General features: G+C 72.2%; 10 protein-coding genes (1 of these 10 only partly in view). 6 read left to right on the top strand and 4 right to left on the bottom strand.

The genetic code is table 11. The features are described from left to right. Both LXM90_RS15685 and LXM90_RS15680 read left to right on the top strand, forming a co-directional pair. A protein-coding gene (locus LXM90_RS15685) for a Do family serine endopeptidase (protein WP_020095548.1) crosses the window boundary here: on the top strand, positions 1-943 show its 3' portion. It extends 515 nt beyond the left edge of the window; 943 of the gene's 1,458 nt are visible here — the last part of the coding sequence; the start codon falls outside the window, past its left edge; the stop codon is at positions 941-943. Positions 944-1,030: 87 nt separating this feature from the next. Continuing rightward, positions 1,031-2,374, top strand: coding sequence for a replication-associated recombination protein A (locus LXM90_RS15680; protein WP_020095547.1), 1,344 nt, complete (start codon positions 1,031-1,033; stop codon positions 2,372-2,374). Positions 2,375-2,381: 7 nt separating this feature from the next. Here the strand turns inward: LXM90_RS15680 and LXM90_RS15675 are convergent, their stop codons facing one another. Further along, entirely contained in the window at positions 2,382-2,846 is a 465-nt protein-coding gene (locus LXM90_RS15675; RefSeq protein ID WP_020095546.1) for an Lrp/AsnC family transcriptional regulator, read from the bottom strand. Between the two features lie 249 nt (positions 2,847-3,095). Between LXM90_RS15675 and LXM90_RS15670 the strand changes: the two genes are divergently transcribed. Both LXM90_RS15670 and ggt read left to right on the top strand, forming a co-directional pair. After that, positions 3,096-4,106 carry a 1-aminocyclopropane-1-carboxylate deaminase gene (locus LXM90_RS15670; protein WP_020095545.1) on the top strand — a complete coding sequence of 337 codons (1,011 nt, stop codon included), beginning with the start codon at positions 3,096-3,098 and terminating at the stop codon, positions 4,104-4,106. Between the two features lie 392 nt (positions 4,107-4,498). Continuing rightward, positions 4,499-6,268, top strand: a complete 1,770-nt coding sequence (gene ggt / locus LXM90_RS15665) for a gamma-glutamyltransferase (RefSeq protein ID WP_020095544.1) — start codon at positions 4,499-4,501, stop codon at positions 6,266-6,268. Positions 6,269-6,375: 107 nt separating this feature from the next. Here the strand turns inward: ggt and purD are convergent, their stop codons facing one another. From purD to LXM90_RS15650, 3 genes are all read right to left on the bottom strand, one after another. Then, the gene (gene purD, locus LXM90_RS15660; RefSeq protein WP_020095543.1) at positions 6,376-7,650 is read right to left on the bottom strand and encodes a phosphoribosylamine--glycine ligase; all 1,275 of its coding nucleotides are present in this window, start codon (positions 7,648-7,650) and stop codon (positions 6,376-6,378) included. 109 nt (positions 7,651-7,759) lie between these two features. Then, complete coding sequence (locus tag LXM90_RS15655) at positions 7,760-8,086, bottom strand: hypothetical protein (RefSeq protein WP_020095542.1); 327 nt, start codon at positions 8,084-8,086, stop codon at positions 7,760-7,762. Positions 8,087-8,171: 85 nt separating this feature from the next. Then, positions 8,172-9,398 carry an oxalate decarboxylase family bicupin gene (locus LXM90_RS15650; RefSeq protein ID WP_020095541.1) on the bottom strand — a complete coding sequence of 409 codons (1,227 nt, stop codon included), beginning with the start codon at positions 9,396-9,398 and terminating at the stop codon, positions 8,172-8,174. 205 nt (positions 9,399-9,603) lie between these two features. On the opposite strand from LXM90_RS15650, the gene LXM90_RS15645 reads away from it, so the two are divergent. Beyond that, entirely contained in the window at positions 9,604-10,872 is a 1,269-nt protein-coding gene (locus LXM90_RS15645; protein WP_020095540.1) for an efflux RND transporter periplasmic adaptor subunit, read from the top strand. 147 nt (positions 10,873-11,019) lie between these two features. Then, entirely contained in the window at positions 11,020-13,449 is a 2,430-nt protein-coding gene (locus LXM90_RS15640; protein WP_020095539.1) for a membrane-bound PQQ-dependent dehydrogenase, glucose/quinate/shikimate family, read from the top strand. Positions 13,450-13,459 lie beyond the last annotated feature (10 nt).

Raw genomic sequence — 13,459 nt, 5'->3', positions numbered from 1 at the left:
GTTCGGCGATGCCGACGCCCTGGAGGTCGGCGACTTCGTGATGGCGATCGGCAACCCGTTCGGCGTCGGCCAGACGGTGACGCAGGGCATCGTCTCGGCGCTGGCGCGCACGCAGGTCGGCTCCGCGGACTACCAGTACTTCATCCAGACCGACGCGGCGATCAACCCGGGCAATTCCGGCGGCGCGCTGGTGGACCTGCGCGGCCAACTGGTCGGCATCAACACCGCGATCTACTCGCAGTCTGGCGGGAGCCACGGCATCGGCTTCGCGATCCCGGTGGGCATGGTCAAGGCGGTGGTCGACGCCGCCCGGGACGGGGCGAACGTCGTGCGCCGGCCCTGGCTCGGGGCGCGCATCCAGAGCGTGACGCCCGACATCGCCGACAGCATGGGCCTCGACCACCCGACCGGCGTGCTGGTGGCGAGCCTCCAGCCCAAGAGCCCGGCCGAGGAGGCGGGCCTGAAGCGCGGCGACCTGATCCTCACGGTCGACGGCCAGGAGGTCGCCGATCCGGAGGCCTTCGGCTACCGCTTCGCCCTGAAGGGCGTGCAGGGCCACGCCCGGTTCGGGATCCTCCGCGGCACGACCCGTCAGACGGTCCCGGTCAAGCTCGCCCCGGCTCCCGAGACGCGTCCCCGGGACGCGCTCAAGGTGAAGACCCGCTCGCCGTTCGTCGGCGCGACCCTCGTCAACACCTCGCCGGCGGTGGCCGAGGAGATGCAGGTGGACTTCCCGGCCGAGGGCGTGGCCGTGCAGGCGGTGGACGAGAACTCCATCGCGGCCCGGGTCGGGCTACAGAAGGGCGACGTGATCGTGGCGGTCAACGGCGTGCCAATGGCGACCACCAAGGACCTCGACCGGGTCACCCGCAACAGCCTCAATTCCTGGGAGGTCGCGATCAACCGCAACGGCGAGATCCTGACCTCGGTGTTCGGCGGCTGATCCCGTCGCGGGGCGCCGAGCCCGTGGCCGTGGGCAAGCCCCGGCTCCCGGCTTGCGCCCCCGGCCGCGCCCGGTGTTGATGCGCGGATGTCCGACCTGTTCGCCTCCGCGGAGACACCCGCCGCGCCGGATCCCGGCCGCGCCCCCGGCGCCGAGGCCGCCCGCCCGCTGGCGGACCGGCTGCGCCCGCAGACCCTCGCCGAGGTCGTCGGCCAGGAACACCTGACCGGGGAGGGCGGGGCGCTCACGCGCCTGCTGCGGGGACGGACGCTCGGCTCGCTGATCTTCTGGGGGCCGCCCGGCACCGGCAAGACCACGGTTGCGCGGCTGCTCGCCCAGGGCACCGACCTGCATTTCGAGCAGATCTCGGCGATCTTCTCCGGCGTGCCCGACCTGCGGAAGGTGTTCGAGGCGGCGCGCAAGCGGCGGGCGACCGGGCAGGGGACCCTGCTGTTCGTCGACGAGATCCACCGGTTCAACCGGGCCCAGCTCGACGCCTTCCTGCCGGTGATGGAGGACGGGACCGTCACGCTGGTGGGCGCGACGACGGAGAACCCGTCCTTCGAGCTGAACGCCGCGCTCCTATCCCGCGCCCGGGTGCTGCTGTTCCGGGCCCTCGATCCGGGCGCCGTCGCGCGCCTGCTGGTCCGGGCCGAGGCGCTGACGGGCCAAGCCCTGCCGCTTACCGAGGAGGCGCGCGGCGTTCTGGTCCGCATGGCCGACGGCGACGGCCGCGCGGCCCTGACCCTGGCGGAAGAGGTCTGGCGCTCGGCCCGCCCCGGCGAGACCCTCGACGCCGAGGCGCTGCAAGCGATCGTGCAGCGGCGCGCGCCCATCTACGACAAGGCGCAGGAGGGCCACTACAACCTGATCTCGGCGCTCCACAAGACCGTGCGCGGCTCGGATCCGGACGCGGCGCTCTACTATCTCTGCCGGATGCTCGATGCCGGGGAGGACCGGCTGTTCATCGCCCGCCGGCTCGTGCGCATGGCGGTGGAGGATATCGGGCTCGCCGACCCGCAGGCGCTGGTGGTGGCCAACGCCGCCAAGGACGCGTTCGACTTCCTCGGCAGCCCCGAGGGCGAGTTGGCCCTCGCCCAGGCGGCGATCTACCTCGCCTGCGCGCCGAAATCGAACGCCGTCTACGAGGCCTACAAGGCCGCGACGCGGCTGGCCAAGGAGGCGGGCTCCCTGCCGCCGCCGCGGACCATCCTCAACGCGCCGACCAAGCTGATGAAGCGGATCGGCTACGGCGAGGGCTACCGCTACGACCACGACGAGCCCGACGCCTTCTCGGGCCAGGATTACTGGCCCGACGCGCTCGGGCGCCAGCACCTCTACCAGCCGACCGAGCGGGGCTACGAGACCCGGCTCGCCGAGCGCCTCGACCGGTGGGAGGCGCTGCGCAAGGCGCGGCGCGGGGAGGGGTAGGGGGCCCTCACAGATCGAGCGGCGCGTTGTCGATCACCTCCTTCATCACGAAGAAGGTCCGGGTCTGGCGCACCCCCGGCAGGCCGATCAGCGTGGCGCTGTGGAGGCGGTTGAAGTCGGCCATGTCGGAGACCCGGATCTTCAGCATGTAGTCGAAGTCTCCGGCCACGAGGTGGCAGTCGAGGAGCGCGGGGATCGCGCGCACGGCGGCCTCGAACTCCGAGAAACTCTCGGGCGTCGAGCGGTCGAGCACGACGCCGACGAAGACCAGGGTGCCGCGCCCGACCCGCATCGGATCGATCAGCGCCCGGACCGCCCGCACGAACCCGTCCGCGAACAGGCGCTGGATCCGGCGATGGCAGGTGGCCGCGCTAGTGCCGACCCGCTCGGCGATCTCGGCATTCGCCATGCGCCCGTCCGTCTGGAGGAGGCGGAGGATCTTCTGGTCGATCCGATCGAGCCCTGCGGACATGGATGATTCTTTCGGATGCGGCACGAAATCCGGAATACTCCGTAGCCAGCCCGGTCAGCAGCGCAAGTCAAGGTCTGTTCATACTCGAAGATCGAGAGCACCTTTCATCCCGGATCGGGTAGTTTCTCCCCGCGCCTCGAAGACGGAGCCGGGCCTCGCGCGGGCCGTCGCCGAGGCCTCGCTTCGACGCGCCCGGGCGGACCGAGACCGCTGCTGCCCCGGGGGCGCCCCGAGACCCGGAGAGACCCGATGCTGGACAAGTTCGAGCGCTATCCCCTGACCTTCGGCCCGACGCCGATCGAGCCGCTCAAGCGCCTGACGGCCCATCTCGGCGGCGAGGTCGAGTTGTACGCCAAGCGCGAGGATTGCAATTCCGGGCTCGCCTACGGCGGCAACAAGCTGCGCAAGCTCGAGTACATCGTGCCGGACGCGATCAAGAGCGGCGCCGACACGCTTGTGTCGATCGGCGGCGTGCAGTCGAATCACACCCGCATGGTCGCGGCGGTAGCCGCCAAGATCGGGATGAAGTGCCGGCTGATCCAGGAGGCCTGGGTGCCCCACGAGGACGCCGTCTACGACCGGGTCGGCAACATCCTCCTGTCGCGGATCATGGGCGCGCAGACGCAGCTCGTGGATGACGGGTTCGACATCGGCATCCGCGATTCGTGGAAGCGCGCGCTCGCCGAGGTCGAGGCCGAGGGCGGCAAGCCCTACGCGATCCCGGCCGGTGCCTCGGTGCACAAGTACGGCGGGCTCGGCTACGTCGGCTTCGCGGAGGAGGTGCGCAAGCAGGAGGCCGAGATGGGCCTGCGCTTCGACTACGTGGTGGTCTGCACGGTGACGGGCTCGACCCATGCCGGCATGCTGGTGGGCTTCTCGGCCGACGGGCGCGCCCGCAACGTCATCGGCATCGACGCTTCCTGCACCCCGGCCCAGACCAAGGCCCAGGTCCTCGACATCGCCCAGAACACCGCCGCCCTGGTCGGCGCGGGCGACATCGTGGCCGACGATGTGGTTCTCAACGAGGATTACGCCTACCCGGTCTACGGCGTGCCCTCCAAGGAGACCGTGGAGGCGATCCGCCTCTCGGCCCGGCTCGAGGGGATGATCACCGACCCGGTCTACGAGGGGAAGTCGATGCAGGGCATGATCGACCTCGTGAAGAAGGGCTTCTTCCCGAAGGGCTCGAAGGTGCTCTACGCCCATCTCGGCGGCGCGCCGGCGCTGAACGGCTACAGCTACACGTTCCGCAACGGCTGAGGCCTTCGGCGGCGCCGTCCTTGCGAGCGGAGCGAAGCAATCCAGCAGCGCCACGCTTCCTGACGTGGCGCGACCCTGGGTCACTTCGCTGCGCTCGTGATGACGGAGAGGGGCACCTCAACCGAACCGTTCCAGCGAAACCGAGTGAGGCGGATCGGCCCGATCCCTCACCGCCCTTCGCCCCTCTCATCCTGCGGTGCTGTGCAGCGGGCTCGGAGGGGCTCGGAGGGGCTCGGAGGGGCTCGGAGGGGCTCCGGAAGTCTCGCGAGCCCTCGGAGGCTCCTTCGCGGCGGCTTCGCCGCCCCTCGGGATGCGGTGATCGGACGGGTCCAGCGACTCCAGCGCACGGTCCCCTATATGACGGCGCAGGACCCGCACCGGAGAGGGCAGGGATGATCGCACCGGCACGCGCGCTGCTCCTCACGGCCCTGCTCGCCCTGGGCGCGCCCGCCGCGCGCTCCGCCTCGGGACCGGCCGTCGAGGCCGAGAACGGGATGGTGGTCTCGTCCCAGCGCCTCGCCTCGCAGGTGGGCGCCGACATCCTGAGGGCCGGCGGCAACGCCGTCGACGCCGCGGTGGCAGTCGCTTACGCCGAGGCGGTGGTGAACCCCTGCTGCGGCAACATCGGCGGCGGCGGCTTCCTGGTGCTCCACAGCGCCGACGGGCGCAGCCGCTTCATCAATTTCCGCGAGACCGCCCCGGCGGCCGCCACCCGGGACATGTATCTCGACGCTGCCGGCAACGTCGTGAAGGGCGCGAGCCTGCGCGGCTGGAAGGCGGCCGGCGTGCCCGGGACGGTGCTCGGCCTCAACACCGCCCTCACCGCGTACGGGACCCTGCCGCTGGCGCGGGTGATGGCGCCGGCGATCGCGCTCGCCCGGGACGGGTTCGTGCTGACCCGGGGCGACACCGACATCCTCGAATCCGGCACGAAGCTGTTCGCGGGCCAAGCGAACGTCGCCCGGATCTTCCTGCGCCCGGACGGCAGCCCCTGGCAGCCCGGGGACCGGCTGGTCCAGGCCGACCTCGCCCGCACCCTCCAGGCCATCGCGGAGCGCGGTGCGGACGCGTTCTACAGGGGCGCGATCCCGGAGGCCGTGGAGGCGGCCTCCCGGGCGGGCGGCGGCCTGCTGACGGCGGCCGACTTCGCCGCCTACACGGTGACGCAGTCCGAGCCGCTCACCTGCCGCTACCGGGGCGCCACGATCCTGTCGGCGCCCCCGCCCTCGTCCGGCGGCACCACGCTCTGCGAGATCCTCAGCATCCTCGACGGCTACGACCTGCGGGCCGCCGGGTTCAACTCGGCCCGGACCGTACACCTGATGGTCGAGGCGATGCGGCGCGCCTACGCGGACCGCAACCTGCTGCTCGGCGATCCGGCCTTCGTGGAGAACCCGGTCGACCGGCTGCTGTCGCCGGCCTACGCGGAGACGCTCCGGGCCTCGATCCGCCCGGACCGGGCGACCCCGTCGGCGGAGATCCGCCCGGACCCCGGCCCGGAGCCGCGGGAACGGCCCGAGACCACACACATCTCGGTGATGGACAAGGCCGGCAACGCGGTCGCGCTGACCTACACGATCAACGGCTATTTCGGCGCCGGGGTGATCGCCGGCGACACGGGGTTCTTCCTCAACGACGAGATGGACGACTTCACGGTCAAGACCGGGGTGCCGAACCTGTTCGGGCTCGTGCAGGGGACGAAGAACGCGATCCAGCCGGGCAAGCGCCCGCTCTCCTCCATGGCGCCCACGATCGTGCTGCGCGACGGCAAGGTCGCGCTGGTGGCGGGCTCGCCGGGGGGCTCGCGGATCATCACGATCAACGCGCAGACGCTGATCAACGTGCTCGATTTCGGCATGGAGCCGCAGGAGGCGGTGGACGCTCCGCGCATCCATCACCAGTGGCTGCCCGACACGGTCTACGCCGAGCCCTTCGCGCTCTCGGCGGACACCCAGGCCATCCTCAGGGGCATGGGCCACACGATCGTCGAGCAGAGGCCCTGGGGGGCGCAGGAGCTCATCGCGGTCCGGGCCGCGGCGCCCGCCCTGCCGGAGGCCGCGTCGTCGGGCAACGACGCCTCGCGCACGGAGCGGATGCGGCCAGGTCTGCTCTACGGTGCCAACGACAACCGCCGGCCGGCCGGCGCGGCGGTGGGGGAGTAGGGGGCGGGCGGCTTGACGCGGACAACCCCGTCATTCCGGGCACGCCGGCCTCGTCCGGGAGGGCAGGGTGGGGCCCGGAGGCACCCGCCACGAGCGAGACCGGGGGTTCAGCCCTCTCCCGCCTCCCGCGCCACCGCGCGGAACCCGATGTCGCGCCGGCAGAAACCCTCCGGCCAGTCGATCCGGGCCACCGCCGCGTAGGCGCGGGCCTTGGCGTCCGTGACGCTGTCGCCGAGGGCCGTCACCGCCAGGACCCGGCCGCCATCGGCGAGCAGCTGCCCGCCCTCGGCGCGGGTGCCGGCCTGGAACACGTGAACCCCGTCGCCCTCGGCGGCGTCGACGCCCCGGATCACCGAGCCCCGGACCACGGCGCCCGGATAGCCGGCCGCCGCCATCACCACGGTGAGGGCCGCCCGGTGCGGATCGAATTCCAGGCTCACGCCGGAGAGGTCGCCCTCGCAGGCCGAGAGCAGCGCCGGCACGAGGTCGGAGGCGAGGCGCGGCATCAGCACCTGCGCCTCGGGGTCGCCGAAGCGGGTGTTGTACTCGATCAGCTTGGGGCCGTCGGCGGTGAGCATCAGGCCGGCGTACAGGATGCCGGTGAACGGGCAGCCGCGGGCCCGCATGCCGGCAAGCGTCGGCGCGATGATCTCGGCCATGACCCGGGCCTCGATCTCCGGGGTGACCACCCGGGCCGGGGAATAGGCGCCCATGCCGCCGGTATTGGGCCCCCGGTCCCCGTCGAAGACCCGCTTATGGTCCTGGGCGGTGCCGAGGGAGATCGCCCGCGTGCCGTCGCACAGGGCGAAGAAACTCGCCTCCTCGCCGAACAGGCACTCCTCGACCACGACCTCGGCGCCGGGCTCGGCGAAGAGGCCGGTCAGCGCGTCCTCGGCCTGGTCGACGGTCTCGGCCACGGTGACGCCCTTGCCGGCGGCGAGGCCGTCGGCCTTCACGACGATCGGGGCGCCCTGCTGGCGGACATAGGCCAGCGCCGGCTCCAGGTCGGAGAAGCGCGCGAAGGCGGCGGTCGGGATGTTGCAGGCGGCGCAGAGATCCTTGGTGAACCCCTTCGAGCCCTCGAGCCGGGCGGCGTCGCGGGTCGGCCCGAAGGCGCGGATCCCGGCGGCCTTCAGGTCGTCCACCAGGCCGGCGACGAGGGGCGCCTCGGGCCCGACCACCACGAGGCCGATCGCCTCCGCCGCGCAGAAGGCGGCGACGGCCGCGTGGTCCGTGACCTTGAGGTCCGGCCGGTTGGTCCCGTGGCGGGCCGTGCCGGGATTGCCCGGCGCCGTGAACAGGCGGGTGCAGAGCGGGCTCTGGGCCAGTCGCCAGGCCAGGGCGTGCTCGCGGCCGCCGGAGCCGATCAGCAGGATATTCATGCGCACGCCACCATGGGCCCAGCTTCTGGGGGAAGCGTGCCCGCGGGAAAAGGTTTTTTTCGGGCTTTCCCCGCTCTGCGCGGATATCCCGGCGGCGCGGAGGCCGATGTCAGCAGCCGGTGCAGACACTCGTGTTGAGGCCGCCGCCCCGCCGCACGATCCCGTTGCGACCGATATGGCGGCCCCGGTACACATCCCCGCGGACACCCCGATAGGGCAGGTAGGGCCCGAAGGAATCGGCCTGGACGTTGCGCTGGAACGTCTGGTTCAGCGTGTTGAAGTCCGAGACCCGTTGCTGGTTGAGCGACCGGATCTGGCCCTGCAGGGCGAATGAGGCGTTGGCGGCATTCGGGTCGTTCTGCTGCACCTGCGCCGAGGCGGAGCCCGCCGGGAGGGCGAGCGCCAGGGCGAGGAGCGCGCGGGACGCGGCACGCATGGGTCCCTCCGTGCGAGAGTCGAGCGGGTTTCGGAAACGCTTGTGCGAGTCGACGCGCCAGGATCGGTCCGGGTTCCCGGGCGCGTCAACCCGGCACAACGGGGGACTTCGTCTCCGGCAGGGCCTCAAGGCGCTCGGGATCCAGCCCGGTATGGGCCTGAACCAGGGGGTGCGGAGTCAGGGCCAGCCACTGCGTCAGGGAGATGTCGGCGTAGCGCGAGCTCTTGAACATCTCCAGGAATGTCAGGGTCGTGTCGCCGGTATTCTCGATGTAGTGCCCCATGGCGAAGGGCACGTAGCCGACGTCGCCGGCCCGGTAGTCGAAGGTGCGGGCCTTCGATTCCGAGCCGAACACCGTCATCCGGCCCTGGCCGGAGAGGTAGTACTGCCACTCGTCGCTGTTCGGGTGCCAGTGCAGCTCGCGCAGCCCCCCGGGCTCGACCTCGACCAGGGCCGCCGCGATCGTCACGGACGCCGGGAACACCGTGGAATCGGTGATGCGCACGCTGCCACCCCGGGTGCGGACCGGCTCCTGTGCCAGCATACGGTGGCTGAAGGTCTTCGGCACCGGCCCGGAGCCGCCCATCCTGTCGGCCGCGAGCGGGCCGGGTTTCGGGCCGGGGAAGATGTAGAGCTCCTTCTCGGGGATCCTGGCGAAGGCGCTCTCGGGCAGGCCGAAATTCTTGGCGAGCACGTCCCGGGGCGTGTGGGCCAGCCAGTCGGTGAGCAGGAAGGTGGAATCCTCCGAGAAACCGCCGTCGTCGAAGACGAGCAGGAACTCGCACCCGTCGATCCCGTCGGCGGCGAGTCCCTGGATGGCGTGCGGGATGCCGCCCGGGAAGTACCAGAGGTCGCCCGCGCCGACATCGTCCGCGAAGGTGCGCCCGTCCTGGTCGACCGCGGTGATCCGGGCCTTGCCCTTGATCATGTAGGCCCACTCGGATTCCTTGTGCCAGTGCATCTCGCGGACCGCGCCGGCCTTGAGCCGCATGTTGACCCCGGCCATGGCCTTGGAGACCGGCAGCTCGCGGATCGTGGTCTGGCGCGCCCAGCCGCCCTCCTCCAGCCGCATGTGGCTGTCCGCGAAGGACCATTTCAGGTTCGGCATGGTGCCGTGGTCGGTGGCGGGCGGCGCCAGGGTGAACGGCTCCTCGGCGGCGCGGGGCCGGTTCTGCGGGCCCAGGATGTCGGCGCCCTTGCCGCCGCGCTCGGGGCGGGGCGCGGCCGGCCCGGCGGATTGCGCCGCGGCGGAGGATGCCGCCATCGCGCCGCCGGCGGCTGCGATGACGGCGCGCCTGGAGATCTCGGTCATCGTGGATCGGTCCCTGAGTCGGTGGCAGGGAAACCGGTCGCGTGCTCGGAGGATCCGCGGGCGGGCCGGGCTGTGCGCTGCGGCATCTCGCCCGGAGCCCGCGCGCGGTCTATGCATTGAAGACGGCGCATTGAATACGGCACCGCACGCGTCCCGGCCGGGCGCCGAGGCGGCGGTTCAGGCGCGGCGCGACCCGAGGGCGAGGATGGCGGACCGGGACAGTTCAGCCACGGACGGAACCGTCCCGCCCGCCCGCGGCGGCCGCCGGTGGCTCGCCCTGCTGGCGCTGGCGGGCCTCGGCGTCCTCGGATACCGCCTGTGGCCGGACGCGTCGCGCGCAGCGAGTCCGCCCGCCGCCGAGGCGAAGCCGCCGACCGTGCGGGTCGCCGCCGCGGCCCGGGCCTCCGACACCCTGAGCCTGACCCAGACGGGCACCACCCAGGCGTTCGACATCGCGAACCTCTACCCGCGGGCGACCGGCTACATCGTCGAGCGCAAGGTCGATATCGGCTCGCACGTGAAGGCGGGCGACCTGCTGTTCCGGATCAGCGCGCCCGACCTCGACCAGCAGCTGGTCCAGGCCCAGTCGCAGGTGCTGCAGCTCCAGGCGGCACTGATCCAGGCGCGGGCGATGGTGGATCAGGCCGAGGCCAACCGCCACCTCGCCGACGTGACCAACCGGCGGACCTCGACGCTCGCCGGCACCGGGGTCGAGACCCGGCAGAACGCCGACACCTCCCAGGCCGGGGTGCTGGCGCAGACCGCCAACGTCGACGCCGCCAGGGCCGCCGTGAAGGTCGCGGAGGCCAACATCGCCGCCCAGGAGGCGCAGGTCGCCCGGCTCAAGGTCCTGACCGGCTTCGAGGAGATCCGCGCGCCCTTCGACGGGGTGGTGACGGCCCGCAACAACGACGTCGGCGACGCGGTCACGGCGGACACGAATACGGGGGCACCGCTCCTCACGCTGAACCGGGACGACGTGCTGCGCATGGCGGTGAACGTGCCGCTCTACGCCGCCGACGGCGTCCGCGACGGGCTGGCCGCCACGGTCGAGGTGGCGCAGATCCCGGGCCGGATCTTCCCCGGCACGGTCTCGCGCTCGTCGACGACGCTGCTCTCGGCCGCGCGCACGCTGGTCACGCAGGTCGACATCCCCAACCCCGACGGGGCGCTGCGGCCGGGACTCTACATCACGATCACGCTGGAGATCCCGCGGGTCTCGCCCGCCGTGACGGTGCCGAACGACGCGCTGATCTTCGACCAGCACGGGACCCGCGTGGCCGTGGTCGAGGCGGCCGGGGACGGGGGCGGCGTGGTGCGGATGCGCCCCGTCACGATCTTCCGCCAGACCCGCACGCTCCTGGAGCTGCGCGACGGTCTGAACGGCGGCGAGCGCGTCGTCGTGGGCCCGCCGGCCTCGCTGCGCGACGGCGACCGGGTCACCCTGCGTCCGGAGGACCGGGCCGGAGCGTGAGCGGCGGCGCCCGGCAGCCTTGTCCAGCCTTGTCCAGCCTTGGGACAGCTACGGCGGCGATAAGCCGTCGGGCATGCGGCGGCACCGTGGGGGCTCAGCTTCCGGCGCCGCCGTGACCGGCCGGCTCAGGAAGCGGATACCACCGCCGTGGCACTCGGAACGATAGCGCTGTCGATCGCGCTGCTTGGCCTCGCCCTCGCGAGCTTCGGTCTGACACTGGCCCTCGCGGGCGGGTCCTGGTTCTACGTCGCCCTGGGCTTGGGCGTGCTGGTCTCCGGCGTCGAGCTGGTCCGGCGACGCCAGAACGGCCTCCGGATCTACGCCCTGGTGCTGGCGGCGGCCTTCGTGTGGACGCTCGGCGAGGTCGGATTCGACAAGTGGCAATGGATCCCGCGCGGGGGCCTGCTCCTCCTCGTCGGGCTCGTGCTCTGCCTGCCCTCCGTGGTGCGGCGCCTGTGCGACGCGCCCGAACGGCCCTGGACGCCCGGCCTCGGGAACGGTCCGCTCGCCCTCCGGGTCGTCGTCCTGCTGATCGCGGCCTCGGGCGCCGCGTCCTGGTTCGTCGACCCGGTCGAGACGCGGGGCAGCCTGCCGAAGGTCGCGGGGGCGGGGCCGGCCGCCGTCGATCCGAGCGGCGTTCCCTATCCGGCCGACGACTGGGTCGCCTATGGCGGCACCAATCTCGGCCAGCGCTACTCGGCTCTGGCGGATATCGGCACCGCCAATGTCCGGGGCCTCGCCGTGGCCTGGGAGCACCATACCGGCGACCTGCGCGGCGACAGCCGGGCGGATCCGAAGGAATTCACCTTCGAGGCCACGCCGATCAAGGTGAACGGGCTGCTCTACCTCTGCACGCCGCACAACATCGTCCAGGCCCTGGAGCCCGAGACCGGCCGGCTGGTCTGGGCCTTCGACCCGAAGATGGCGCGGGACGGCCAGTACCAGCACCAGACCTGCCGCGGCGTGTCCTACAACGACTCGGCCGGCTACGCGCCACCCGCCGAGACCGACGCCGACCGGGCCGCCGCCGTCGCGGCCGCGATCGCCGAGTGCCCGCGCCGGATCATCGCGGCCTCGGTCGACGCCCGCCTCTACGCGCTGAACGCCGAGACCGGCGCCCCGTGCAGGACCTTCGGGGCGGACGGGTTCGTCGACCTGAAGGCGCAGATGCCGAACCTCCGGCGCGCCGCCTATCAGCAGACCTCGGCGCCGCTGGTGACCCGGAACCTCATCGTCCTCGGCAGCGCGATCGCCGACAACTACTACGCGGACAACCCCTCGGGCGTGATCCGCGCCTTCGACGTACGCACCGGCGCGATCGTCTGGAAGTTCGACGCCGGCAAGCCCGACGCGACCGCGCCGCTGCGGCCCGGCGAGTCGTACGAGCCCAACTCGGCGGTGGCCTGGACGCAGTTCTCGGCCGACGAGGCGCTGGGGCTCGTCTACGTGCCGTTCGGCAACCGGGCGCCCGATCAGGTGGGCGTGGCCCGGTCGAAGGCGGACGAGGCCCTCATCGACGCCCTGGCGGCGCTGGATCTGGAGACGGGCGCGCTGCGCTGGGCGTTCCGGACCGCGTATCACGACCTGTGGGACCGCGATAACCCGTCCCAGCCGGTCCTCCTCACCCTGCCGCAGGGCGAGGGGACGGTGCCGGCGATCCTGATCCCCACCAAGGTCGGCAACGTCTGGGTCCTCGACCGCCGCACCGGCGCCCCGGTCCGACCGGTCTCCGAGGTTCCGGTCTCGACCCGGACCGACATCCCGGGGGAGACGCCGTCCCCGGTCCAGCCGATGTCGTCCCTCCGCTTCACGCCGGCGCCGCTGACGGAGGCCGGCATGTGGGGCGTCACGCCCTTCGACCAGATCCAGTGCCGCCTCGCCTTCCGGTCGAATCGCTACGACGGCAACCCGTTCACGCCGCCCCAGGCGTCGGAGGGCGCGATCGTCTGGCCCGGCAATATCGGGGTGTTCAACTGGGGGTCGGTGGCGGTCGATCCGGTCCATCACTGGATGATCGCGACGCCGCAATACCTGCCCTACATCTACCGCCTGCTCCCGCGCCCCCCGGGCGAGCCGGAGAGGCGCCTCCTCGGTGCCGATCCCGAGGCGAGCCCGGTCAACGAGAATCTCGGCGGCCGCTACGCGATCTCGATCGCGCACATGCGCTCCGCCCTCGGCATCCCCTGCAGCGCGCCGCCCTGGGGCGTGCGCGTCGGCGTGAATCTCGCCGACGGCACCGTCGCCTGGAAGCGCCGCAACGGCACGGTCGCGGGGCAGAAGGTCGGCGGTCTGGCCGTCCCGCTTCCCCTGGAGATGGGCATGCTGGCCCACGGCGGCACCCTGACCACGGCGGGCGGCGTCGCGTTCACGGCCGCCACGCTCGACGACCGCATCCGCGGCTACGACATGCAGACCGGCGAGGTCCTGTGGACCACGACATTGCCGGCCGGCGGCCAGGCCACCCCGATGACCTATCGCGGCCGGGACGGCCGGCAGTACGTGGTGATCGCAGCGGGCGGGCACGGCTCGCTCGGAACCACGCCGGGCGATTCGGTCATCGCCTACAGGCTCGAGTGAGCCGTCGCGC

The organism is Methylobacterium oryzae (assembly GCF_021398735.1).
Lineage (GTDB): Bacteria > Pseudomonadota > Alphaproteobacteria > Rhizobiales > Beijerinckiaceae > Methylobacterium.
Note: the sequence above shows the minus strand (reverse complement) of the source record. Positions and strands in the feature narration are given on the sequence as shown.